This window comes from Massilia sp. YIM B02763 (assembly GCF_030412015.1).
Classification (GTDB): domain Bacteria; phylum Pseudomonadota; class Gammaproteobacteria; order Burkholderiales; family Burkholderiaceae_D; genus Telluria.
This window is the reverse complement of the sequence record NZ_JASNRD010000015.1, coordinates 109,351-133,502: the sequence shown is the minus strand read 5'-3', so window position 1 is coordinate 133,502 and position 24,152 is coordinate 109,351. Positions and strand designations below refer to the sequence as shown.

General features: G+C 68.4%; 20 protein-coding genes. 11 read left to right on the top strand and 9 right to left on the bottom strand.

Annotated elements, in window-relative coordinates; genetic code table 11:
• Positions 1-200 precede the first annotated feature (200 nt).
• Positions 201-1,307 carry a Gfo/Idh/MocA family protein gene (locus QPK32_RS18610; RefSeq protein ID WP_290414276.1) on the top strand — a complete coding sequence of 369 codons (1,107 nt, stop codon included), beginning with the start codon at positions 201-203 and terminating at the stop codon, positions 1,305-1,307.
• Between the two features lie 127 nt (positions 1,308-1,434).
• On the opposite strand, the gene QPK32_RS18605 is transcribed toward QPK32_RS18610, so the two are convergent.
• Positions 1,435-1,914, bottom strand: a complete 480-nt coding sequence (locus QPK32_RS18605) for a VOC family protein (RefSeq protein WP_290414304.1) — start codon at positions 1,912-1,914, stop codon at positions 1,435-1,437.
• Between the two features lie 176 nt (positions 1,915-2,090).
• Here QPK32_RS18605 and QPK32_RS18600 point away from each other — a divergent pair, with 176 nt between their 5' ends.
• Positions 2,091-2,414, top strand: a complete 324-nt coding sequence (locus QPK32_RS18600) for a hypothetical protein (protein WP_290414275.1) — start codon at positions 2,091-2,093, stop codon at positions 2,412-2,414.
• Positions 2,415-2,451: 37 nt separating this feature from the next.
• Here the strand turns inward: QPK32_RS18600 and QPK32_RS18595 are convergent, their stop codons facing one another.
• A complete protein-coding gene (locus tag QPK32_RS18595; RefSeq protein ID WP_290414274.1) occupies positions 2,452-3,417 on the bottom strand; it encodes an SMP-30/gluconolactonase/LRE family protein in 966 nt (321 codons plus the stop codon).
• 82 nt (positions 3,418-3,499) lie between these two features.
• Here QPK32_RS18595 and QPK32_RS18590 point away from each other — a divergent pair, with 82 nt between their 5' ends.
• Positions 3,500-4,150, top strand: a complete 651-nt coding sequence (locus tag QPK32_RS18590; RefSeq protein WP_290414273.1) for a CCXG family PEP-CTERM protein — start codon at positions 3,500-3,502, stop codon at positions 4,148-4,150.
• An 87-nt stretch (positions 4,151-4,237) separates the two neighbouring features.
• On the opposite strand, the gene QPK32_RS18585 is transcribed toward QPK32_RS18590, so the two are convergent.
• The 3 genes from QPK32_RS18585 to QPK32_RS18575 form a co-directional block, all read right to left on the bottom strand.
• Complete coding sequence (locus tag QPK32_RS18585) at positions 4,238-4,669, bottom strand: response regulator (RefSeq protein WP_290414272.1); 432 nt, start codon at positions 4,667-4,669, stop codon at positions 4,238-4,240.
• Between the two features lie 125 nt (positions 4,670-4,794).
• The gene (locus QPK32_RS18580) at positions 4,795-6,249 is read right to left on the bottom strand and encodes a Ppx/GppA phosphatase family protein (RefSeq protein WP_290414271.1); all 1,455 of its coding nucleotides are present in this window, start codon (positions 6,247-6,249) and stop codon (positions 4,795-4,797) included.
• Between the two features lie 80 nt (positions 6,250-6,329).
• Positions 6,330-8,027 (bottom strand): alkaline phosphatase family protein, encoded by a 1,698-nt coding sequence (locus QPK32_RS18575; protein WP_290414270.1) that lies wholly within the window; start codon positions 8,025-8,027, stop codon positions 6,330-6,332.
• 251 nt (positions 8,028-8,278) lie between these two features.
• On the opposite strand from QPK32_RS18575, the gene QPK32_RS18570 reads away from it, so the two are divergent.
• Positions 8,279-10,576: a bifunctional diguanylate cyclase/phosphodiesterase gene (locus tag QPK32_RS18570; RefSeq protein WP_290414269.1), complete on the top strand. Its 2,298-nt coding sequence runs from the start codon at positions 8,279-8,281 to the stop codon at positions 10,574-10,576.
• On the opposite strand, the gene QPK32_RS18565 is transcribed toward QPK32_RS18570, so the two are convergent.
• Positions 10,573-11,448 carry an oxygenase MpaB family protein gene (locus tag QPK32_RS18565; RefSeq protein WP_290414268.1) on the bottom strand — a complete coding sequence of 292 codons (876 nt, stop codon included), beginning with the start codon at positions 11,446-11,448 and terminating at the stop codon, positions 10,573-10,575. The genes QPK32_RS18570 and QPK32_RS18565 overlap by 4 nt on opposite strands.
• Before the next feature lie 355 nt (positions 11,449-11,803).
• Here QPK32_RS18565 and QPK32_RS18560 point away from each other — a divergent pair, with 355 nt between their 5' ends.
• Positions 11,804-12,019 (top strand): hypothetical protein, encoded by a 216-nt coding sequence (locus QPK32_RS18560; protein ID WP_290414267.1) that lies wholly within the window; start codon positions 11,804-11,806, stop codon positions 12,017-12,019.
• 20 nt (positions 12,020-12,039) lie between these two features.
• Here the strand turns inward: QPK32_RS18560 and QPK32_RS18555 are convergent, their stop codons facing one another.
• Positions 12,040-12,966, bottom strand: a complete 927-nt coding sequence (locus QPK32_RS18555; protein WP_290414266.1) for a LysR family transcriptional regulator — start codon at positions 12,964-12,966, stop codon at positions 12,040-12,042.
• Positions 12,967-13,075: 109 nt separating this feature from the next.
• On the opposite strand from QPK32_RS18555, the gene QPK32_RS18550 reads away from it, so the two are divergent.
• Complete coding sequence (locus QPK32_RS18550) at positions 13,076-13,819, top strand: SDR family oxidoreductase (protein ID WP_290414265.1); 744 nt, start codon at positions 13,076-13,078, stop codon at positions 13,817-13,819.
• Positions 13,820-13,840: 21 nt separating this feature from the next.
• On the top strand, positions 13,841-14,710 hold the full coding sequence (locus tag QPK32_RS18545; protein ID WP_290414264.1) for an alpha/beta fold hydrolase: 870 nt from the start codon (positions 13,841-13,843) through the stop codon (positions 14,708-14,710).
• 127 nt (positions 14,711-14,837) lie between these two features.
• Here the strand turns inward: QPK32_RS18545 and QPK32_RS18540 are convergent, their stop codons facing one another.
• Both QPK32_RS18540 and QPK32_RS18535 read right to left on the bottom strand, forming a co-directional pair.
• Positions 14,838-15,857 carry a LacI family DNA-binding transcriptional regulator gene (locus tag QPK32_RS18540; RefSeq protein WP_290414263.1) on the bottom strand — a complete coding sequence of 340 codons (1,020 nt, stop codon included), beginning with the start codon at positions 15,855-15,857 and terminating at the stop codon, positions 14,838-14,840.
• Positions 15,858-15,951: 94 nt separating this feature from the next.
• On the bottom strand, positions 15,952-17,544 hold the full coding sequence (locus QPK32_RS18535) for a tryptophan halogenase family protein (protein WP_290414262.1): 1,593 nt from the start codon (positions 17,542-17,544) through the stop codon (positions 15,952-15,954).
• Positions 17,545-17,721: 177 nt separating this feature from the next.
• On the opposite strand from QPK32_RS18535, the gene QPK32_RS18530 reads away from it, so the two are divergent.
• The 4 genes from QPK32_RS18530 to QPK32_RS18515 all read left to right on the top strand — a co-directional run bounded on the left by QPK32_RS18530 (position 17,722) and on the right by QPK32_RS18515 (position 24,067).
• Entirely contained in the window at positions 17,722-20,163 is a 2,442-nt protein-coding gene (locus QPK32_RS18530; RefSeq protein ID WP_290414261.1) for a TonB-dependent receptor, read from the top strand.
• Between the two features lie 119 nt (positions 20,164-20,282).
• Positions 20,283-21,620, top strand: coding sequence for a GH1 family beta-glucosidase (locus tag QPK32_RS18525; RefSeq protein WP_290414260.1), 1,338 nt, complete (start codon positions 20,283-20,285; stop codon positions 21,618-21,620).
• Position 21,621: 1 nt separating this feature from the next.
• Positions 21,622-22,698 carry a glucokinase gene (locus tag QPK32_RS18520; protein WP_290414259.1) on the top strand — a complete coding sequence of 359 codons (1,077 nt, stop codon included), beginning with the start codon at positions 21,622-21,624 and terminating at the stop codon, positions 22,696-22,698.
• The gene (locus tag QPK32_RS18515; RefSeq protein WP_290414258.1) at positions 22,685-24,067 is read left to right on the top strand and encodes an MFS transporter; all 1,383 of its coding nucleotides are present in this window, start codon (positions 22,685-22,687) and stop codon (positions 24,065-24,067) included. Before QPK32_RS18520 ends, QPK32_RS18515 begins: the two co-directional genes overlap by 14 nt.
• Positions 24,068-24,152 lie beyond the last annotated feature (85 nt).

Here is a 24,152-nt window from a genome sequence, read left to right as displayed (position 1 = left end):
CGTGGCGGGCCGCCAGGCCCGCACCCGCCGCGCTTCCCGCCTCTCATGTCGGTTAGTTGCATAATTTTGATGCGACACAGCCGTTTGCCGCGCCTGCGCGGGCGCATCCGTATTACAATTTCCCCACAACTGAAATCGATTTCTCGGACGCCGGCATCCGCCGGCGCCCCACGTACGACAACAACAAGGAGACAACACAGATGATCGACCTGAACCGACGCAACCTCGTGCTGGCCGGCGGCGCCCTGGCGGCCGGCGCGGCCGCCTTTCCCCTGCGCGCGGCCGAACCGCAGCGCAAGCTGGGCTATGCCATCGTGGGCCTGGGCGGCTACGGCCTCGGCGTGATCATCCCGGAATTCAAGAACTGCCGGCACAGCAAACTGGTCGCCCTCGTCAGCGGCGACGCGGACAAGGCGAAACGCGTGGCCGCGCAATACGACGTGCCGGAAAAGAATATCTACAACTACGAAAACTTCGACCGCATCCGCGACAACCCGGACATCGACATCGTCTACGTCTGCCTGCCCGTCTCCATGCACGCGGAGTATACGATCCGCGCCGCCAAGGCCGGCAAGCACGTGCTGTGCGAAAAGCCGATGGCGCTCTCTTCCGCCGAGTGCGAATCGATGATCGCCGCCTGCCGCCAGGCCGGCAAGAAACTGATGATCGGCTACCGCTGCCATTTCGAGCCGACCAACCTGGAAGCGCGCCGCCGCGCCCGGGCCGGCGAGATCGGCAAGCTGCGCTACTTCCGTTCCGAACACGGCTTCACCTTCGGCAACCCGAACGCCTGGCGCCTGAAGAAGGCGATGTCGGGCGGCGGCTCGATGATGGACATCGGCATCTACGCGCTGAACGCGGCGCGCTACATGACGGGCGAGGAGCCCATCGCCGTCTATGCGCAGGAAACGACGGACCGCAAGGACCCGCGTTTCCGCGAAGTGGAAGACCAGATCGGCTTCCAGCTGGAATTCCCGTCCGGCGTGATCGGCTCCTGCCAGTCGATGTACAGCGCCAACCAGAACCATATCCTGCTCGTGGGCGACAAGGGACGCATCGAGATGGAACCGGCGACGGCCTACCGCGGCAACCGCCTGTGGGTCGGCAGCGGCCGCGGCGAGGAAATCACGCCGCCACCGGGCCCCGGCGCGACGCAGTTCGCCGGCCAGCTCGACCACATGGCGCAGTGCGTGATGGAAGACCGGACCCCGATCGTCGCGGGCGAGGAAGGCTTGCGCGACATGCGCATCATCGAGGCCATTTACCAGTCGGCGCGGGAGAAGAAGCGCGTCGTGCTGAAGGCCTAGCACCCATCGGACCGCGTTTATCGCTGGCCATGAAACCGTCGCCCCGGCGCAGGCCGGGGCCCAGGTCCTGCGCGTTCCGGCGACGCCACGACATCAGCCCCGGCCTGCGCCGGGGCGACGTGTTCATTCACCCACGCCGGGCCGCCTCGATGGCGGCGATGTCGATTTTTCCCATCGTCATCATCGCCTCGAAGGCGCGCCGGGCCGCGGCCTGGTCGGGATCGGCAAGCGCCGCGCTCATGGCGCGCGGCGTGATCTGCCAGGACAAGCCCCAGCGGTCCTTGCACCAGCCGCACGCGCTTTCCTGGCCGCCGTTCTGGACGATGGCGTTCCACAGGCGGTCCGTCTCGGCCTGGTCGTCGGTGGCGATCTGGAACGAGAAGGCCTCGCTGTGCGTGAAGGCCGGACCGCCGTTCAGGCCGATGCAGGGAATGCCGGCCACCGTGAACTCCACCGTCAGCACGTCGCCCTGCTTGCCGGACGGGTAGTCGCCCGGGGCACGGAAGATCTTGCCGACGGCGCTGTCGGGAAAGGTCTTCGCGTAGAAGGTCGCCGCTTCGAGGGCGTCGCCGTCGAACCACAGGCATACCGTATTCTTGCTCGGCATCATCGTCTCCTCCGCCGCTTGGGTGGATGACCAGTGTACGGGCGACGCAGGTCCCGCAGCAAGCAGTGCAAGCAGGCCGTGAGCGCGCTCCTACAATTCCCGACGGACCCATCCTATTCCCGCCAGCGCGCCGGCGCCGCATGATCGACGCCAGCAAACACCCACGGGAGAAGACCATGAAAACGGTTCAACGCGTACTGATCGGCGGCCTGATGGCGCTTGGCCTGGCCGCCTGCAGCTCCACCGGCACGACCAATGACAGCGCCGGCTCGTTCGGCGGCATGAGCTCGAGCACCGGTAGCAGCAACGGGGCCGGCCGGACGGAGAGCGACAACGGCGCCAGCTCGGGCGGCACCGGCAACACGACGGGCATCGGCGCCTACAACACGCCGACCGCCAGCGACCCCAGCGGCACCTCGACGGGCGGCGCGACCCAGCCGTCCAGCACGTCGGGCAACACCTCGGGCAGCTCCAGCACCTCCGGTACCTCTACCCGCTGATCCGGCGCCGGTGCGGCAGGCGCCGTACCGGCCCTCGTCAATACGGCTTGCCCGGCAGGCCGAGCCGTACCTGCCACAAGGCGCCAGCCCCCGTGATGTACAGCGTCTTGCCGTCGCCGCCGCCAAAGGCCGCGTTGGTCACGTTCGCGTCGACGCGGATCGTCGCCAGCTCCCTGCCCTGCGGCGAAAACACGCGCACGCGCCTGGCGGCGTGCTCCGTCACGTAGACGTTCCCCTGGCAATCGACCGTCATGCCGTCCGGCCCGTCCAGGCCCTTGACCACGTCGCGGCCCGGCAGGCGCGCGGCGCCGTCGACGACCGGATAGGCGCGCAGCACGCCATCCAGCGCATTCACGTACAGCACCTTCTCGTCGGGCGACAGGGCGATGCCGTTCGGGTTCTTGCGGCTGCCGTCCAGCAGCGCCGCCTTGCCGTCCGTGCCGACCCGGTAGATGCCGGTGACGCCCTGGCGGCCGGGCGCGGCCGCCTGCTGGTAATCCGGGTCGGTGAAGTACAGGGTGCCGTCGCGGGCGATGGCGATGTCGTTCGGCGAATTGAACGGCTGGCCGTCGTAGCGCCCCGCGATCGGCGTGCGCTTGCCGTTCGCCAGGTCGATGCGCACCAACGCCTTGTCCTTGTGGCTGGCCGCGACGAGCTTGCCGGCGCCGTCGACGGCCAGGCCGTTGCTGCCGCTGTCCTCGAAGGCCGTGCCCACGCTGCCGTCCGGCGCCAGCTTGCGGATTCGGGACGGGAAGGTCCCCTCCAGGCCGAAGTCCGAGAAGTACAGCGCGCCGCCGATCCAGACGGGGCCCTCGTACAGGGAAGCGCCTTCCCGCGACGGCGCCGCGGCCGCCACCCGCTCGGCGCGCAGTTCGCCGGACGGGGCCTTGCCCGCGCAACTGGTCATGTCCGCCGCCATGGCGGGAATGGCGAGCGCCGCCAGCATCGTCCCCCATGCCGCATGCACGACGTTGCGCGAAAACATCAAATTTTTATTGTTCATTATTATCCGATCATCAATTTCAACAAACTGTCCACACCGATGGTATATTTACAAATACGCAAATATATTTTCCTGAAAGACAATGAAAAACGTTAAGACCAGCTGCGCCATCCTCCTCGCCTGCTTCGCCGCCCAGGCAAACGCCAGCGTCATCACCCTGCAGACCGCCTACAGCAACGCCGGGTCGCAAAGCAGTGCCACGGCCTACAAGGACGTGGTCGAGCGCGCGCTGCTGAGCCAGGGCGCGGGCTACGGCACGAAGACCATCTCGTCCTACGACAATCTCTCCAACGCGAACCAGTTCAGCGGCGGCAGCAACAGCAATATCGCATGGAAGGCGACGATCGACTTCAGCGTGGCGAACGCGGCCACCTGGACCTTCCGTACCGGCGTCGATTTCGGCTACGGCGGCGCCCTGTTCCTGGACGGCGTGGCGCTGACCTCGCGCTCGACGGATATGTACTGGGGCAATAGCTACTCCTCCACGACGCAATACCTGCAGGCCTCCTCGCTGCTCGCCGCGGGCAACCACACGCTGACGATCTACGGTCTGGAAGGCTGCTGCGACGGCGTCCAGCAGGCCCAGTTCAAGGCCGCCGGCGCCAGCTTCACGACGTTCGCGGCCAACGACGGCATCGGCCCGAAGGCCGTGCCGGAGCCGGCGACGCTGGCCACGTTCGGCCTGGGCCTGGCCCTGGCGGCCGGCCTGCGCCGCCGCGGCAAGCGTGGTTGAAGAACGGCGGGGCCGCCGGGATCCATCGGTCCGGCGCCTTCCGTCAGCAGCCATCACGTCGCCCCGGCCTGCGCCGGGGCGACGTCCTTATGCGGCGCACTGGCGGCTGCGCAATGCGTTCGGCTCGCCGACCCGATTGCCGTGTCCGATGCCTTCGCCGGGGCCCGGCCGGCCGCCGCCGATCATGGCGGCGATGGTCTCGGACAGCGCCGGCATCGAGACCGGCTTGGAGAAGAAGCGCACGCCGTCCAGCAGCGGTCCGGCATCGACCGGGTTGGCGGAAATCAGGATTGCCGGCAGGTGCGGATCGATGCGGCGCAGGCGCGCCAGCAATTCGCCGCCGTCCATATAGGGCATGCGGAAATCGGTGATGATCAGGTCGGCGGGATCGGCCTGGTGCATGCCGAGCGCTTCGGCACCGTCGCGCGCCGTCGTGATGCGATAACCGAGGATGCTGAGATAGCGTTCGAAGACGTAGCGCACTGCTTCTTCGTCGTCGACCAGGAGGATATGCGGCATGGCGAGGTACCGGCACGTGGCTTGGGTGCCGGGAACAAGCGTGTTGAATTAATCTGGCAAATTTAACACATCCGGGGCGGCGCGCACGCGCCGGATTGCAAAAAAACCTTCACAAAAAGCCATCGTCAGCCCTGGGTCACCTGGAACGGGATGCCGACGTCGCTCCACGCCGCCGCCTCCTTCTCGAACCACGATGCCACCGTCGGATGCTGGCCCAGCCAGCCGCGCGGCGTCTCGACGTCGATCCTGCCCTTCATGCGCAGCTTGAGCGTGTCGACGTCGGCGTCCACGCGCGCGTGCATGAAGACGGCCGCCAGGCGCAGTGCCAGCACGGCCTTGGCCAGGTCCGGCGCCGCGAGCACCTCGCGCACCTTGCGCAGATTGCCCTTCTGCCCCAGCACGATCATGCTCATCAGGCGCTGCTCGCGCGCCGTGAAGCCCGGCAGGTCGGCATGCTCGACGATATAGGCCGCGTGCTTGTGCGCTCCAGTGTGCGAGACGGCCAGGCCCACCTCGTGCAGCATGGTGCCGCGCAGCAGGTGGTGGGCCACGGCTTCGTCCTGCGGCGCGAGCTTGTCGAACAGCTTGCGCGCGATATTCGCCGTGCGCGCGGCGCGGCCGGCATCGACGCCGAAGCGGCGCATGCAGTCCTGGATCGCCAGGTCGCGCCGGTCCTGACGGTTGGCGCGCAATTCGAGATCGGACAGCACCCCGAGGCGCAGGCCGGCATTAATCGCTGTCATGGTCTTCACTCCCAGTTCCTGCATCACGCCGATCAGGATGGACAAGCCGCCGACCATGACGATCACGCGCTCGCGCTTGACGCCCGGCAGGTCGAAGGCGTCCACGTGGCCGAGGTCGATCAGCCTGTCGCGCAGCGCCAGCAGGCTGGCGAAGGACATGGTGCCGTCCCCCAGGCCGTTCCTGGCGATGACTTCGTTGATCGCGCGGATCGTGCCGGAGGAGCCGTACACGGCCTCCCAGCCGTGTTCGCGGAATTGCCCGGCCAGGTCCTCGAAACGGGCGCGCGCCGCGTTCACCGCCGAGTGAAAGGCATCTGCGCTGATGTGGCCGCCCTCGAAGTAGGCGGCGCTCTGCGGATGGGTGCCGATGCTGAACGACTCGACCATGCCGATCTCGTCGCCCAGGCCCGCGATCAGTTCCGTCGAGCCGCCGCCGATGTCGATCACGAGGCGCTGCTCCGGCTTCGCGCCCAGCGCGCGCGCCACGCCCATGTAGATCAGCCTTCCCTCTTCTTCCCCCGAGATGATCTCGATCGGATAGCCGATGGCTTCCTCCAGCCGCGGCAGCACCTGCTCCGCGTTCGCGGCCACGCGCAGCGTGTTGGTGGCCACCACGCGCACGGCGTCCAGCCGGTACTGGCGCAGGATGGCGCCGAAGTCGCGCAGCGTCTTCTGGGCCGTGGCCTGGGCGTCCGCCCCCAGCACGTTGCCGGGTCCGAGGCCGGCGGCCAGCCGGATCGGATCGCGCGCCGTGCGCACGAGGTGGATCTGGCCGGCGATCGGTTCGCCGATGTGGAGACGGAAGCTGTTGGAGCCGAGGTCGACTGCTGCGTACATGGGGTTCTTACCGGAAGTGAAAGTGCTCGTGGTGCGAAGTATAGCGGGACGCGGCGCGATGGGCGCATCCCGCCGCGGCGTCAGCGCAACGCTTCGACCAGCACGCGGCCTTCGGCGGCGGCCGGCGCGCGCACGCGCAGGATGTGGGCCAGCGTCGGCGCGATGTCCACGACCTCCGTGTACTGGCCCACGTCGCCCGGATGGATCCAGCGCTTGCCCATGATCAGCAGCGGCACCGAGCTGTCGTAGTTGTACGGGGTACCGTGGGTCGTGCCCGAGCTGCCGCTGCCGAAGAAGGAATAGGCGCTCGGCACCACCATCAGGTCACCGGACATCTGGCGGTTCCAGGCCCGCTGCATCATGAGGCCCAGGCGCGACCTGGAGGCCACGCCTTCCTCGAATTGGGTGCGCGTGAACACCTCGGCGATATGGGGCTGGCCCAGCAGGTGGCGCGCCGCCGCGCTTTCCACGTCGGCGCGCGCCAGGCCGCGCTTGTCGATGGCGGCATAGTCGAGGTAGACCTCGGGCAGCATCGACTTCTTCACCAGGCCCGTGGCGCCGAAGCGCGCGGCCAGGGCCTTGTCCAGCCCATCCAGCAGCGCTTTCGGATCGATGCGCTGCGCGTCGATATGGCGCGACTGCGAGAATTCCGGCGTGTTCGAGAACCCGTGGTCGGCGGTCAGCACGACCAGCACGTTGTCCATGCCGATGCGGCGGTCGAGGAAGTCGAAGAAGGTCGCGATGCGGCGGTCGATCTGCTGCAGGTGGTCGTGCGACATGCGGCTTTCCGGGCCGTAGGCGTGGTTCACGTAGTCGTGGCCCGACAGGCTGATGCCGAGGATGTCGGTGGCGCCGCTCGGGTTGCTGCCCAGCTGCTCGCCCTCGACGGCGGCCTGGGCGAAGTCCAGCGTCAGCTCGTCGACGGCGGGGCTGACCTTCAGGCGGCCGTAGTAGTCCCCGTCCGGCTTGCCGCTCTCGCTGTAGAAGGTGAACGGGAAGCGGTTCGGGCTTTTCGTGGTCGCTTCCGGATACGGCGCGTCGTCGGCATACGCGCTATCGGCCAGCAGCGGCTTCCACGACTTGGCGTAGTAGCGGTCCTGTGGCTTGCCCGCCTGGAAACGCTGGACCCAGGCCGGGTGCTGCTGCATGTAATAGGTGCTGCTGGCGAAGTCGCCGGTCTTGTCCATGAACATGTAGGCGGTGCCGGTCTTGCCCGCCAACAGGATCGCGCCGCGGTCCTTGCCGGACACCGTCAATACCTTGCTGCGGTTGCCCGTCGCGTAGCGCAGCTGGTCGCCCAGCGTGTCCACGCGCAGGTTGGCGGGCGAGGTGCCGTCGTGGGCATCGGTTTCCTCGCCGATGTAGGTGAAGCGCCTGTCTTCGGTGCAGTAGACGGAATTGCCGTCGGCGTCGAGCCAGTTGTTGCCGATGATGCCGTGCCGGTACGGATAGGCGCCGGACAGCACGGCCGTGTGGCCGATCGCCGTGACGGTCACGCCGTGCGCCTGGTGCGCGTTGGTGAAGCTCGCACCCTGCTCCAGCAGGCGGCGCAGGCCGCCCGGGCCGAACTGGTCGCGGTAGCGCTGCACCTGCTCGGACGGCAGGCCGTCGATCACCATCACCACGACCAGCTTGGGTTTCACGGCGGCGGCGCTGGCCGCGCCAACGGACTTCGTCGCGGCGGGGGCGGCGGCGGCCGTCAGCGGCGCGAGCAAGGCGGCGCCGGCGAGGAGCAGGATGGACATCGTGTGGCGGCGTGGGCGGAAGGCGGTGGGCATGGCGGTCGTCGAACTCCGTGGCATGGATGGATGGGTGGGACCCGACATTGTAACGGCCGCGCGTGTCCGCATCATGACAATCCGGCAGCACCGCAACCGGCGCCGAGGCAGGGAGACATCCGCCGCCAAAAATTGACGAATTCGGAACAATTCGGCAAAAACCGAGTGACAGTTACGCTTGGGCAATCTATGATGGCGGATTGAAAACACTGCGGCCGGCGCCCTGTCCGCTGCCTCATTCCATGCACTCCATGGTGAATGTCACCGATATCGACGGCTGGCGCGAACGGACCTTCTCTTCCCTGCTGTCCGTCGTGCTGGTGGTCGGCGCCCTCTCGATCGGCGCCATGGCTCCCTTCCTCGTCCAGCACGGCATGTGGCAGGTGGCGCTGGCCGACTCGGTCGCGCTGGCGTGGCTGGTCGTGGTCTGGCGCCGCAAGCACATGGCGTACGCGACGCGCGTGCTCCATTTCCTGGCCGTCGTCTACGGGCTGTCGGTCGCGCTGATGCTGACGGTTGGCGCGGCCAGCCTCAGTTACCTGCTCGGACCGCCGCTCGTGGCCGCGATCCTGCTCGGGCTGCGTCCGGCCATGCTGGCCATCGCGCTGGGCGCCGTCACCCTCGTCGCACTCGGGGCGTCCGGGCACATCAGCCTGAGCGTGCCCGGCTGGGGCAGCGACCCGTTCAAGCCGTCGCTGGTCGCCGCGCTCAACTATGCCACCGTCGGGGCGATGCTCACGCTCACCTGCAGTACCTTGCTCAAAGGCCTGTCGCTGTCGCTCGCCCAGGCGCGCACGGCCGCCGCCACGCTCGAGACGAACCAGGCGGTGCTGCACGACTTGAACAGCGAACTGGAACTGACCTCGGCGGCCGTCGCGCGCCTGAACGACATGGTGCTGATCGCCAGGGCCGTCGACGACGAGGACGCGGGCCAGCCCATCACCTTCGTCAACGACGCCTTCGTGCGCCGCACCGGCTATGCGCGCGAGGACATCGTCGGCCACAGCCTGCACGTGCTGCAGGGACCGGACACCGACCCGGCCGTCGTCGCCCGCCTGGTCGAGGCGATGCGCACGGACCAGCCCTGCAGTGCCGAGCTGAAGAGCTACACGCGCGCCGGCGAAGCGTACTGGGTCGAGCTCCAGATGCTGCCTTTCGCGCGTTCGGGCGCGCGCCCCAGCCACTGGGTCGTCGTCGGGCGCGACGTGACCGAGCGCCGCGCGGCCGCCGACGCCATCCACCGGCTGGCCTTCTACGATGTGCTGACGGGCCTGCCGAACCGGCGCCTGCTGATGGAACGCCTGGAGGCGGTCCTGGCGCCGGCCGGCCCGGCCGGGGAACTCGCCGCCGTGCTGTACCTGGACCTGGACAACTTCAAGAACGTCAACGACGCGCGCGGCCACGCCACCGGCGACGCCCTGCTGCGCCATGCGGCCGCGCGGCTGGCGGGTGCCGTGCGCCCAGGCGACACGGTAGCCAGGATCGGCGGCGACGAATTCGTGGTCCTGCTCGCGGGGCTCGCCGCGGCGCCGCCCACCGCCGCGCGCACGGCGCTGGACGTCGCCGACCAGGTGCGCGAGGCGCTGGCCGCGCCGCTGGACCTTGACGGCCAGCCCTTCCACATCGCCGCCAGCATCGGCGTGGCGCTGGCACCGCGGGCCGGCGCGGAGACGGCGACGACGGCGCACGACCTGCTGCGCGAAGCGGACACCGCGATGTACCACGCCAAGGCCGGTGGGCGCAACGGCGTCGTGCTGTTCGAAGGCGCCATGCTGGCGCAGGCCCAGCACCGGCTGACGCTGGAGCGCGACCTGGCGCGGGCGCAGGACAACGGCGAACTGGCGATGCACCTGCAGCTGCAGGTCGACCACCGCGGCAACCCCGTCGGCGCCGAGCTGCTGATGCGCTGGCAGCGCGCCGGCGGCACGATGGTGCCGCCCGACGTCTTCATCCCCGTGGCGGAATCCAGCGGCCTGATCGTTGCGCTGGGCAACTGGTCGCTGCGCGAAGCCTGCGCCACCTGGCTGGCGCTGGAACGGGCCGGCCACCCGCTGTCGCTGTCCGTCAACGTCAGCCCGCTGCAGTTCCGCCAGCCCGACTTCGTGCAGCAGGTACGGGCCATCCTGGCCGAGACGGGGGCGCCGCCCGGCCAGCTGATCTTCGAAGTGACGGAGGGTCTGCTGGTCGAGGACATCGGTCAGACCATCACGCGCATGCACGAACTGGCCGGCCTGGGCATCCGCTTCTCGGTCGACGACTTCGGCACGGGCTACTCGAACCTGGCCTACCTGAAGAAGATGCCGTTGTACGAGCTGAAGATCGACAGGAGCTTCATGCACGATACGCCGAACGACCCGAGCAGCACGGCGATCGTGCAGTCCATCCTGGCGATGGCGGGCCACCTCGGCCTGCGCGTGGTCGCGGAAGGCATCGAGACGGAGGCGCAGGCGCGCTACCTGGCTGCGCACGGCAGCCCCTGCATGCAGGGCTATCTGTACCACCGGCCGATGCCGCTCGGGCAACTGGTCGACCGGCTGCGCGGCGCCTAGTCGGCCGCATTGCAGCGTCCCGGGCCGGTCCCGCGCAGCCGCCGGGCCGCCTGCGCCGGCGGCGTGTCGCCCAGCGGCAGCAGGCCGGCGACGCGCGCCAGCACGCGTACCAGCAGCGCCTCCCCCGGCCGCAGGCCGCGGCCGCGCAATTGCGGCAGCGAGCGCACGGGCTCCGGCACGATCTCGACCGCGGCGCGCACCAGCAGCCGCTGCAGCCAGCGCAGGGGCCGAGGCAGGATCGGCGCCGCCGCCATGATGCGCATGAAGTCGGACAGGATGGCCGAGCCTTCCAGGCCCGGGGCCGTCGCCGCCAGCAGCGCCTCCCACTCCGCGCGCGATCGCGGCGCGCCCGTCGCGCCGTACAGCCGCGCGGCCGGCTGCCCCTCGGCGAAGGCGGCATCCCGCTCGGCCGCGGACAGGGGCCGGACGTAGGCGTGGTAGGCCTCGGAAAACCCGAACGTGGCGGTCGCCTGCACCCAGTCGAGCAAGCGCGGATCGTTGGCGCGGTAGGCGACGCCGTCCGGCGTGTTCCCTTGCACCCGGTCGTGCATGCGCACCACGCGGGCGATCAGCGCCTCGCTGGCGGAGCGCGGGCCGTAGACCGTCATCATGGCCGCGAAGCCGGTGCGGCGCAGGCGCAGCGCCGGATCGCGCCGGAAGCCGCTGTGGTCCCACACGCCCGCGCGCACCGAGGGTTCCGCCAATTCGAGCAGCACCGCAGCCACGCCGCCGACGAACAACGCCACCGGATTGGCGAACACGCGCCACGACACGCCGCCGGCCGGCGCCAGCGCCGGCTCGCCCGCCGGCTGGCTGAAGTCGAACGCCATCCCGGGCGGAGGGCGCAGCAGATTGCGGATCGTGCCGAACATCGGGTCTGCCTCCTTGGTCGTGGGGCGCCGGCTTCGCCGCCGGCTGTCCAGTGTACGCCATGCGGCCTGCATGGCGGCGGCGCGGCGGGACCAGGATGCACGCAGGCACCAAAAAATCTGCCAGAATAGCGAGCTTCGCCCCGCGTGCCACGTCCCGATGGCGCGCGGCCGTGCCCTCGCATCGGCCTGCCGCGCTTGCGCGAACGCATTACCTGCAGCGTCGAGTTCGCGCAATAGCAAAGCGTTATTATTCGCAGTTGTGCCACGAAATCAATCGCTTACTCAAAAATCTTCACAAACTACTTTAAGTGTATTGATGGCTTTGCTAGCATCCTCTCCTCGCATGGAGACGCGCATGGATGCACATCACGGAAACGATCTGCGGACCGATCTCGCTACCGCCAGTAGCGTTCAGCAAGCACTGGAATTATGCACGCGCCAGGGTGTCCACCCGGCCTTGCTGTTCATGGAAGAAGCCGGGGTCCCGCGCGCCGTGGCACTGCGGGTCCTGTGTTCCCCGCAGCATTTTCGCCAGCGCGACCGGCGCCAGTCCGCACGGCCCGCGCGCTAGCGCTGCCGGATCGCCAGCCGTCAGGCCGTGAAGGCGCTGGCCAGGCCCAGCGACCGGAAACGCTCCACCACGAAGTCGACGAACACGCGCGTCTTGGCCGGCAGCAGCCTGCGGCTCGAATAATAGATGAACAGGGGCCCCGTGTCCGCATACCAGTCCGGCAGGATGCGCACCAGCTCCCCGCTGGCCAGGCGCGGACCGGCGTGCGGCACGGGCAGCAGCGTCAGGCCCAGCCCCGTCGCCGCCGCGCTGGCCATTGCCTCGGGGTCGTCCAGCACGGCTACCGGATTCAGCTCGGCGGCGGCTTCGCGGCCGTCGTCGGTGCGCAGCGTCCAGCTCTGCAGGCGTCCGTTGCGGATCGCGCGGCGGCCGATGGCATCGTGCGCCGCCAGCTCGTCCGGGTGCTGCGGCATGCCGCGGCGCGCCAGGTAGGCCGGCGCGGCCACGGCGATCACCCGCACCCTGGCCAGTTCGCGCGCCACCAGGCCCTGGGTCAGCTCGACGCCGCCGCCGATGGCCACGTCGAAGCCTTCGGCGATCAGGTCGACCTGGCGGTTCTCGAAATGCAGGTCGGGCAGCACGTCCGGGTAGGCCGCATGGAAGGCGTCCAGCATCGGCACGAAATGCATCCTTCCGACGGCCGGCGCCAGCGCCACCCGCAGCAGGCCGGACGGATGGCCGGCGCCTTCGCGCAGCACCGCCATCGCATCCTGGATGCGGTGCCAGGGTTCGCCGACGGCGGCCAGGAACTGGGCGCCCTCCTCCGTCAGGCGCAGCCGGCGCGTGCTGCGCTGGAACAGGCGCACGCCCAGGCTGGCCTCGAGCCGGGCCACGTTCTTGCTGACGCCGGCCGGCGTCATGCCGAGCCTGCGCGCCGCGGCCGAGAAGCCGCCTTCCTCGGCGCTGAAGATGAAGCTGTCGAGGTGGGTGAAGGCATCCGTCGTCATGGTCGACCTGTTCCCAACAGTTGAAATTGATGTGCCAATTACCCGGCTAGTTTCAACCGGCGGTTGGAATGATACTGCATTCATCCCCTTCACCATCGAGGAGCAGATCATGAACCACCCTCTCGACAACAAAGTCGCCTTCGTCACCGGCGCGGCACGCGGCATCGGCGCGGCCATCGTGCGCCGCCTGGCCGCCGACGGCGCCGCCGTCGCCTTCACCTACCAGAGCAGCAGCGCCGCCGCCGATGCGCTGGCCGCCGAGATCGCCTTCGCCGGCGGGCGCGCCCTCGCCCTGCAGGCCGACGCCACCGACGCGAAGGCGATCGCCACTGCCGTCGATGCCGCCGCCGCGCGCTTCGGCCGCATCGACGTCGTCGTCAACAATGCCGGCATTTTCCTGCCGGGGACGCTGGACGATTTCTCCCTCGCCGACTTCGACCGCACCGTGGCCGTCAACCTGCGTGCCGTGTTCGCCACCGCGAAAGCGGCCTTGCCCCATATCCCGGACGGCGGGCGCATCGTCAACGTGGGCAGCACGAATGCCTTGCGCGTGCCGTTCGGCGGCGCCGCGTTCTATGCGATGAGCAAGTCGGCGCTGACGGGGCTGGCCAAAGGGCTGGCGCGCGACCTCGGGCCGCGTGATATTACTGTCAACAACGTGTTGCCGGGCCCCGTCGACACGGACATGAACCCGGAAGGCACCGACTTCGGCCGCTCGCTGCACGCCTTCATGGCCCTGCCGCGCCACGGCCGGCCGCAGGAGATCGCGGCGCTGGTCGCCTGGCTGGCCGGGCCGGAATCGAGCTTCGTCACCGGCGCCGACCTGCTGGCGGACGGAGGCTTTGCCGCCTGACCCTATCGAAAAGAGGATGCAGTGACTACGAATACCGCACACTACAGCGCCATCGACGCGCCCAACCAGTACGCCGACCTGGGCGACCGCCGCCTGGCCTACCGCTCGATCGGCGATCCCGCGGGCAAGCCGATCCTGCTGTGCGTGCGCTTTCGCGGCAACCTCGACATGTGGGATCCGGCCTTCCTCGACGCGCTCGCGGGCCATGGCCTGCGCGTGATCACCTTCGACTACGCGGGCTGGGGCCTGTCCAGCGGCGAGCGCCAGATGAACCCGGCGCTGCTGGCGCGCGATGCCGTGGGCCTGATGGAGGCGCTGGGCCTGCGCGACGCCGTGATCGCCGGCTGGTCGCTGGGCGGCATGGTGGCGCAAATCGTGGCGGCGACCCAGCCGCAGCGCTTGTCCCACGCCGTCCTGATCGCCACGGCCGCGCCGGACGTCGCCGTCAAGCCCGGCGAGGCCCTGTTCAACGAGACCGCCGCCATCGCCGGCAGCAGCGTCGACAAGGACACCATCCTGTTCTTCGAGCCGAAGTCCGCAGCGAGCCGCGCCGCGGCGGCCGCATCGTACGCGCGCACCTGGGAGCGCCGCGAAGGCCGCAGCCCCGACATCGACGCCGCCTGGGCCGCCGCCATCCTGGGCCCCACGCCGCGCTTCCCCGCCTTCCCGGCCCCGCAAATCCTGGAAGCGCTGAAGCACACGACGCTGCCCATCCTGCACATCGCCGGCGACCACGACATCGTGTTCCCGGTCGAGAACTGGCATGCGCTGAACGGCCAGCTGCCTACGCTGCAACTCGTGACCTTCCCGCAGGCCGGTCACGGCCCGCAGCACCAATACCCGGAAACGGCAGCCGGCTACATCGCCACGTTCATCAAGACAAGCAAATAAATTCGGGGTCAGAGCACATTTTTTCGGCAGCCGCGCAATTATTCATCGCAAAATCAACGAGTTACGAAGGATCGACGCTCGAAAATGTGCTCTGACCCCGAATTAACCCCGAATGATGGCAAGCGAATCAGCCGACGCGGCGGACGGATTCGCGTACCACCAGGTTCAGCTGCGGCACGTCGACGTCGTGCGCTTCGTTGCCGATCATCTTGACGATTGCGCGGCCCAGGCTCTTGCCGACGTCGAACAGCGGCTGGCGCACGGTGGTCAGGGGCGGCGTCGTGTACATGGAGCTGTGCAGGTCGTCGAAGCCGATCAGCGAGATGTCCTCGGGCACGCGGATGCCGCGCCGGTACAGCGCGAGGCGCGCGCCGTAGGCCGTCAGGTCGTTGGCGCAGAAGATCGCGGAGAAGCGCTGGCCCGATTCCAGCAGCCGCTCCACCGCCAGCAGGCCGCTCGATTCCTGGAAGTCGCCGGCCACGATCAGCTGCTGCTTTTCCTTGATACGGTGCTTGGCCAGCGTGTCGCGGTAGCCGGCCAGGCGCGCCAGCGCGTCCGTGTGGTCGGACGGCCCGCCGATGAAGGCGATGTTGCGATGGCCCTGGACGATTAGGTGCTCGACCGCCTCGCAGGCGCCCCAGTAGTTGTCCAGGCAGAAGCCGTAGGCGCGCGGGCCCTGCAGCTCGCGGCCGAAGGCGACGATGGGCACGCGCTGCGACAGTTTCAGGATCTGCGCGTCCTTCAGCTTGCCGCTCAGGATCACGAGGCCGTCGACCCGGCGCGCGATCAGCAGTTCGATGCGCTCCGCCTCCTCGTCCGCATGCCAGTGGCCGGACACGATCAGCGGCGCGTAGCCGGTGCCCTGCAGCGCCTCGTCGACGCCGGCCAGCGCGTCGGCGAAGTAGCCGGACATCAGCGACTGGGTCAGCACGCCGACGGTGCGCGAGCTGCCCATCTTGAGGTTCTGCGCGAGCACGTTCGGCTTGTAGTTCAACTTGCTGATCACGCTCTCGATGGCCTGGCGCTTGTCCTCGGATACGCGGGCGGTGCCGTTCAGGAAGCGCGACACGGTGGCGGCGGAAACGCCGGCCACGCGCGCCACTTCGTGCACGGTGACCATCGCGCTGCTGCTGGGCTCTTTTTTCATGGTGCTTTCTTCGTCTCGTGGTTGGCGTGGAGGTCTGTATTCCACACCAGGCACGACGAGTATAGCAGCGGCGAAACCGATTTCAGAAATTGTTTCATGCAACGTGGCGCGCGTTTCCTGAACGCGCCGCCTTGTTACAGAAATGCTCGACCAGCGCCCGGTGCGGCGGCAGGTCCGCCAGCGCCTTCCTGGCCACCTGGGCGATGGTGGCGAATTCCTGGCGCGCGGCGGCGCGGCGCGCCGGATCCAGCGCCGACGGATGCAGGCGGGTCGCGTACTCCATCCCGTACAGCACGTATTGCCAGCTGGACGGCGGATACATCTCCAGGTCCGTGACGAAGTCGAGGCGGTGCGGCGGCCTGGTCTTCCATTGCTCGAGGCGGTCGCGCAGCGAATCCGGGATCGACGCCGGGTCGGCATTGTCGATCCAGAAGCGGCTGTCCACGCGCTGCGTCAGGCAGTAGTGCAGCTTGATGAAGTCGACGATGCGCTCGTAGCGCTCGCGCATCTGCGCATTGAACTGGCGCGCCGCCGGCGCGAACTCGCCGCCGTGCGGGAACAGGAAGCCGACCAGGTAGGCGGCGGCCTCGATCAGTCCGATGCCGGACGATTCCAGCGGTTCCAGGAACCCGCCGGACAGGCCCACGGCCACGCAGTTGCCGACCCACTGCGTCTCGCGGTAGCCGACCTGCAGCGCCAGGCGGCGCGCCTCCAGTCCGTCGGCGCCGGCGCCGATGTAGCCGCGCAGGGCTTGCTCCGCGCGCGCATCGTCCGTATGGCGGCTCGAATACACGTAGCCGATGCCGCGCCGCCGCTGCAGGCCGATGTCCCAGGTCCAGCCGGCCTCGTGCGCCGTCGAGATCGTGTACGACGGGATCGGGGCGTCGGGCGTGGCGTACGGCACCTGCAGCGTGACGGCGCGGTCCACGAACAGCACGTCGTCCAGGCGCTTGAACGGCGCGCCCAGCGCTTCGCCGATCAGGCGCGCGCGGAAACCAGTGCAGTCGACGTACAGGCCGGCCCGCAGCGCCCCGTGTTCCGCCGTATGGACGGCGCCGATCATGCCTTGCGCATCCAGTTCGACGCGCTCGACGTTGCCCAGCACGTGGCGCACGCCCAGCGTGCGGCCATGTTCGGCCAGCAGCGCGGCGAAGCGCGCCGCGTCGAAGTGGTAGGCGTAGTTCAGCGGGCCGAGGAAATCCGGATCGTGGACGCGCTTCGGCCCGTGGGCGGCATCGGCCACGCGCTGCTGCATCGTGACGGCTGCGGCGAAGCCAGGGTTGCCCACAGCGCCAGCGTCGCCCGCGAGCCAGTACGGCAGCAGCTCGAAGCCGCCCTGGCGCTGGCTCGGCTGGCTGAACGGGTGGAAGTAGCTGGCCGGCCCCGCCTGGCCGGGCGCGCGCACCCAGTGGCGGAACGAAATGCCCTGCTTGAAGGTGGCGCTGCAGGCCTGGATGAAGCGGGCCTCGTCGATGCCGATCGCGGCGAGCGTGCCGCGGATCGAGGGGAAGGTGCCCTCGCCCACGCCGATGATGCCGATCTCGGGCGATTCCACGAGCGTGACGGGCACGCCGTCGGGGCGGCCCGCGCCCAATTGCTTCGCCAGGAAGCAGGCGGTGAGCCAGCCGGCGGTGCCGCCGCCGACGATCAATACACCGCCGTGCGCGGCCGGTTTTTCGGTGTGCATATGGTCTCCATCGCCCTGCCGGGCATGTTCTTTTGAAAAATTATGTTTGACATCGGATTTCTGCTGAGTGTACGATGAAATCGATTTCACTTCTACTGAAATCGTTTTCAATAAAAATAATCGCCAAGCCATCGCCGCGCGCCCCGACGCGCGCATAATTATTTGGAGACTGTAGTAATGAAGAAGACCGCCCCCCACGGCCGGCGCATCGTCACGCCGATTCAATTCGCCATCCTCTCCCTGTGCACCGGTTTCGCGGCCGCGAACGCCCATGCCCAGGCGACTGATCCGGCCGTGCCCGCAGGTTCCGGCGCCCCGGCGGCGCAGACCGCCCCGACCGCCCAGATCGCCGACAACGGCAAGGTGGCCGAAGTCATCGTGACCGCGACCAAACGTTCCACCTCGCTGCAGAAGACCCCGATCGCCGTCACCGCGCTGAACGCGCAGACGCTGGAAGACAACCACGTCCAGACCCTGCTCGACGTGGTCAGCCTGGTACCGGGCTTCCAGGCCACCGGCCAGGGCGACCACGGCGTCACCACCTTTACCATGCGCGGCATCGGCAACGACAGCGCCAAGACCGAATACGCCGACCCCGAGGTCGCCGTGTTCGTCGACGGCGTGTACTCGCCGCGTCCGGAAGGCGCCACCAGCCTGCTGTTCGACCTCGACACCATCGAAGTGCTGCGTGGCCCGCAGGGCACGCTGTGGGGCCGCAACTCGACCGTCGGCGCCGTCAACATGCAGACCGCCAAGCCGAAGCTGGGCAGCCACAGCGGCAGCGCCGAGATCGGCCTGGGCGACTACAAGCGCTACGGCGCGCGCGGCGCCGTCAACATCCCGCTGGGCGAGAAGGCCGCGATGCGCGTCGCCTTCGTGCACGAGCAGCACGACGGCTACGTCGACTACCAGCGCCTGCCGAACATCCCGCTGGACAGCCAGCGCGCGGCCTGGGCCGCCAGCGGCGGCGATCCGGCCAAGTTCCAGCCGATCAATGCCGGCCAGTTCGTCAACAGCGGCGACAAGTACAATTCGCAGGACCAGACGGCCGTGCGCCTGTCCTTCCTGTGGCAGCCGACCGACAAGCTGCACTGGAACATCGCCTACGAGCGCTTCGCCGACCGCGGCACGCTGCCGATGAACCTGATGCAGAACCCGCGTCCCGGCCAGGACTTCTGGTCGACGCTGGCCGACGTTGCGCCGACGCTCAAGCGCGACACCGACTCGGTCCGTTCGCGCCTGGAGTACGAGCTGACCCCGGAGATGGGCCTGACCTACATCGCCGGCTGGTCGAAGTTCGACGGCAGCTCGACCTACGACCAGGACGCCGGCGTGGCGATCCCGACCAGCTTCTCGACAGGCGCCACCTACCAGGCCAACAATACCGTGCAGTCGCACTACAAGAACTACAGCCACGAAGTGGAACTGCAGTCGCTGGGCAAGCGCACGGTGGACTGGCAGCTGGGCCTGTACTACGGCGCCGAGGACAACAGCATCCGCTTCGACATCCCGATCTTCAACGGCACCCAGTCGGGCACCGTCAACTGGCAGGGTTCCTTCATCCAGCCGAAAGAGACCGTGAAATCGTCGGCCGCCTTCGGCCAGGCCACCTGGAACATCAACGACAGCCTGCACCTGACCGGCGGCGCGCGCTACACGCACGACAAGCGCACCAACGAAGGCGGCAACGGCTACAGCTGGAACGGCGATCCGACCGTGCCGCAGGTCCCGGTCTCGCCGCAGATCGACCCGACCCGCCCGGGCCAGGGCTACACCCCGAACAACCCGTCCAACTCGGGCGAGTACACGGGCAGCAAGTGGACCGGCCTGGCGCGCGTGAGCTACGACATCGACCGCCGCAACATGGTCTACGCCAGCGTGTCGACCGGCTACAAGTCGGGCGGCCTGCAGGACGGCGGCCGTCCGTACGGCGACGAGACGCTGACCAACTACGAGATCGGCAACAAGAGCACGTTCCTGAACGGCGCCCTGCAGATCAACAACGCGCTGTTCTACGAGCGCTTCCGCGGCTTCCAGTTCAGCGCCCCGGTGACCAACCCGGACGGCACCCGCGGCCTGGCCACCAACAACGCCGAAGGCGCCAAGATCTACGGCCTGGAGTCGGAGATCACGGCCAAGCTGAGCCCGGACGACCGCATCCTGGCCGCGCTGACCTTCACGCCGCACGCCAAGCTGGGCCACCTGATTGGCGGCTCCAACGACTACGTGCTGCCGGCCTGCAGCGTCCCCGGCATCAGCACCTGCCTGGACGTGACCGGCCACACCATGCCGCACACGCCGAAGTTCTCGGCCCACGTGCAGTACCAGCACGTGTTCCGCCTGGGCGACGGCGAGACCCTGGCGCCGCGCATCTCGGCCCACTACGAGACCAAGACCACGCTGTCCGTGTTCGACCTGGGTCCGGAAGACCGCCAGAAGGAGTTCGGCCGCGCCGACCTCGGCCTGCGCTACAGCCGCGACAAGTGGTGGCTCGACCTGTTCGTGCGCAACGTCAGCGACGAAAAGATCAAGACCAGCGCCAGCAACGCCTTCGGCGCGTGGGTCGGCCAGTACCAGCCGCCGCGCACCTTCGGCTTCAATACCGGCGTCGATTTCTGATCCGGCGCATCCGGGCCGGGGCAGCGCGAAAGCGGCGCCCCGGCCCGCCGCCATCCAGTATGTTATCGTTTTCAAGGCTGCCGGCATCCATGCCGGCGCCCACTCATTCCCGGACCACCATGACCGATTCCCTTCACTTTCCCCGCAATTTCACCTGGGGCGTCGCCACCAGCGCCTTCCAGATCGAAGGCGCCCACGACACCGACGGCAAGGGCCCGTCGATCTGGGACACCTTTTCGCACACGCCCGGCAAGATCATCGACCACAGCAACGGCGACGTCGCCTGCGACCACTACCACCGCTACCGCGACGACGTCGCCCTGATGGCGTCGCTGGGCGTGGATGCCTACCGCTTCTCGATGGCGTGGGCGCGCGTGCAGCCGACCGGCAAGGGCGCGTGGAACGAGGCCGGCTTCGATTTCTACAAGCGCCTGCTCGACGCGCTCGACGAAAAAGGCATGGCGGGCCACCTGACCCTGTACCACTGGGACCTGCCGCAAGGCCTGCAGGACGACGGCGGCTGGATGTCGCGCGACACGGCGCACCGCTTCGCCGACTACGCGCACGAAGTGGCGCGCCGCTTCGGCGACCGCCTGGCCACGATCGCCACCCACAACGAACCGTGGTGCACCGCCAACCTCGGCTACGGCAACGGCCAGTTCGCGCCGGGCGTGGCCGATAAAAAACAGGCGATCCAGGTTTCGCACCACCTGCTGCTCTCGCACGGCCTGGCGATGAAGGCCATGCGCGCCACCCGCACCAAGGCGGAGCTGGGCATCGTGCTGAACCAGTGGACCGCCGATCCGGCGACCGACAGCGAGGCCGACAAGCGCCTGGCCGCGCTGGAATGGGCGAACTCGATCGAATGGTTCATGGACCCGATCTTCAAGAAGCGCTACCCGGAGCTGTCGCTGCAGGCGCACGGCGCCAACGCGCCCGACGTCCACGAGGGCGACTTCGACATCATCGCCCAGCCGATCGACTTCCTGGGCGTGAACTACTACCGCCGCGAAGTGATGAGCGCCCAGGTGCCTCCGCCGAAACCCGTCGGCGGCAACGGTTTCACCGACATGGGCTGGGAGATCTACCCGCAGGGCCTGACCGAGCTGCTGGTGCAACTGAAAGACGAGTACCCCGACCTGCCGCCGGTGTACATTACGGAAAACGGCATGGCGGCCGTCGACCGCGTGGAAAACGGCGAGATCGACGACCAGGTGCGCATCGAGTACGTGCGCACCCACCTGGAAGCCCTCAAGGACGCCATGGACAAGGGCATCGACGTGCGCGGTTACTTCCTGTGGAGCCTGATGGACAATTTCGAATGGAACTCCGGCTATGCCAAGCGCTTCGGTATCGTCTGGGTCGACTACGAGACCCTGGAGCGCACGCCCAAGGCGAGCGCCCTGTGGTACCGCGACTTCATCGCCGGCCAGCGCGCTGCGCTGCAGGCTGCCTGACATGAGGGATGCCATGGACGACGTGCTGTTCGGCGGCCCCCGGCTGCTGGCCGACATCGGCGGCACCAATGCCCGCTTCGCGCTGCAGCGCGGCCCCGGCCGCATCGAGGAAGTCGCCACGCTGGCCTGCGCCGACTATGCGGAATTCACCGACGCCGTGCGCGCCTACCTGGCGCGCCACCCGGGCGCGGCCCAGGAATTGCGCCACGCGGCGGTCGCCATCGCCAACCCCGTCGATGGCGACTTCGTCAAGATGACCAACCACTGCTGGCAGTTCTCGATCGAGGCGGCGCGCACGAGCCTGGGCCTGGACACGCTGCTGGTGGTGAACGACTTCGCCGCCCTGTCGATGTCGGTGCCGCAGCTGCCCGCGTCCGACCTCGTGCAGGTGGGCGGCCAGGCGCCGCACGCGAACGCCGTGATCGGCCTGGTGGGCGCCGGCACGGGGCTGGGCGTCGGCGGCCTGATCCCGAACGGATCGCGCTGGACCGTGCTGGCCAGCGAAGGCGGCCACGTCGCCTTTTCGCCGGCGGACGAGCGCGAGCAGGCGATCCTGTCGTACTGCTGGACCAAGTGGCCGCACGTGTCGGCCGAGCGCCTCGTCTCCGGTCCGGGCCTGGCCCTGATCCACGAAGCGCTGGCCGCGCGCGGCGGCGCCGCGCATGCTCCTGCTCAGTTTCCCATTGCCGCACTGGAGCCGGCGCAGATCGTCGAACGCGGCCTTGCCGGCAGCGACGCCCTGTGCGTCGAGACGCTGGAGGTCTTCTGCGGCATGCTCGGCACGATGGCCGCCAACGTCGCCGTCACGCTGTGCGCGCGCGGCGGCATCTATATCGGCGGCGGCGTCGTGCCGCGCCTGGGCGACTGGTTCGCCCGTTCTCCGTTCCGCGCCCGCTTCGAGAACAAGGGCCGCTTCTCCGGCTTCACCGCGCAGATCCCCTGCTTCGTGATCCACGCGCCCTACCCGGCGCTGGCCGGCGCCGCCGCGCTGCTCGAAGACCGCCTGCTCGACGCGCGCGCGGCACTCCAGCGCGCCCCGATCGATTCCGTCACCGCCCCGCCCCATGTCCACGCCTGAACGTTCCCGCCACCCGCTGCTGTGGGTCCCGACCGGCTATTTCACGATGGCCCTCGGCTACATCATGCTGACCAGCGTGACCGCCATCATGTTCAAGAACCTGGGCATGAACAACGGCGACGCCGCCGCGTATTCCAGCATGCTGATCCTCGCGTACACGATCAAGCCGCTGTTCGCACCCATCGTCGAGATGTACCGCACCAAGAAATTCTTCGTGCTGTGCACCCAGGCGCTGGTCGGCATCGGCTTCGCCGCGGCCGCGCTGGCCATGGGCATGCCCAACTGGATGGCGCTGATGCTGCCGCTGTTCTGGGTGATGTCCTTCATCGGCGCCACCCAGGACATCGCCAGCGACGGCGTCTACGTGACCTCGCTCGACACGCGCGCCCAATCGCTGTACTGCGGCGTGCAGAGCCTGTCGTGGAACATCGGCCCCATCGTTGCCTCGGGCCTGCTCGTCTACCTGAGCGGCAAGCTGCACGTCGAGGTGTTCCACCACGACCCGAAGGTATTCGGGCCGGACTGGATGGATGCCTGGCGCGTGATCTTCTTCATCGTCGCCGCCATCATCGTGCTGATGGCGCTGTGGCACGTGCGCGTGATGCCGGAAGGCGCGCGCGCCGAGAACACGCCGACCAGCCTGCGCGGCGCCGGCGCGATCCTGTGGGATTCCTTCGTCACCTTCTTCCAGAAGCGCGACGTGTGGAAGATGGTCGCGTTCGCCCTGCTGTTCCGGGTCAGCATCGGCCTGCTGGAAAAGATCGGCCCCTTCTTCATGGTCGACGCGGCCAGCAAGGGCGGCCTCGGCCTGTCGAACGAGCAGCTGGGCATCGTCTACGGCACCTACGGCCTGGTGGCCGTGCTGCTGGGTTCCCTGCTGGGCGGCATGTACGTGGCCAAGCGGGGCCTGAAGCGCGTGCTGTTCGTGCTGTGCTGCGCCGTGAACATCCCGAACGCGACCTTCCTGGCGATGGCGATCCTGCTGCCGACCAGCACCCTGGCGATCACCGCCGGCGTCGTCATCGAAAAATTCTTCTTCGGCTTTGGCTCCGTCGGCTTCATGATCTACCTGATGCAGCAGCTCGCGCCGGGCAAGTACACGACCACCCACTACGCGTTCGGCACGGGCCTGATGGGACTGTGCAATATGATCACGGGCGTGGTCAGCGGCCACCTGCAGGAGATGATGGGCTATGTCGGCTACTTCGTGTTCGTGATGGTGGCCACGATACCGTCCTTCCTCGCGACCTGGTTCGCACCCTTCCACCACGACGACGGCATGGGCGGCGACAGCTACGCGAACGAAAGCAGCGTGGCCGAAGCGACGGGCGTGGCGCCGCCGGAGAGCGCGACGCACCGGGCGGCTTGAGCATCCAATACGTCGTCCCCGCGCAGGCGGTGACCCGTGCCGAGCGTCCGAAGCCGGTATGTTGGAAGCCGTCGGGTACTTCCAG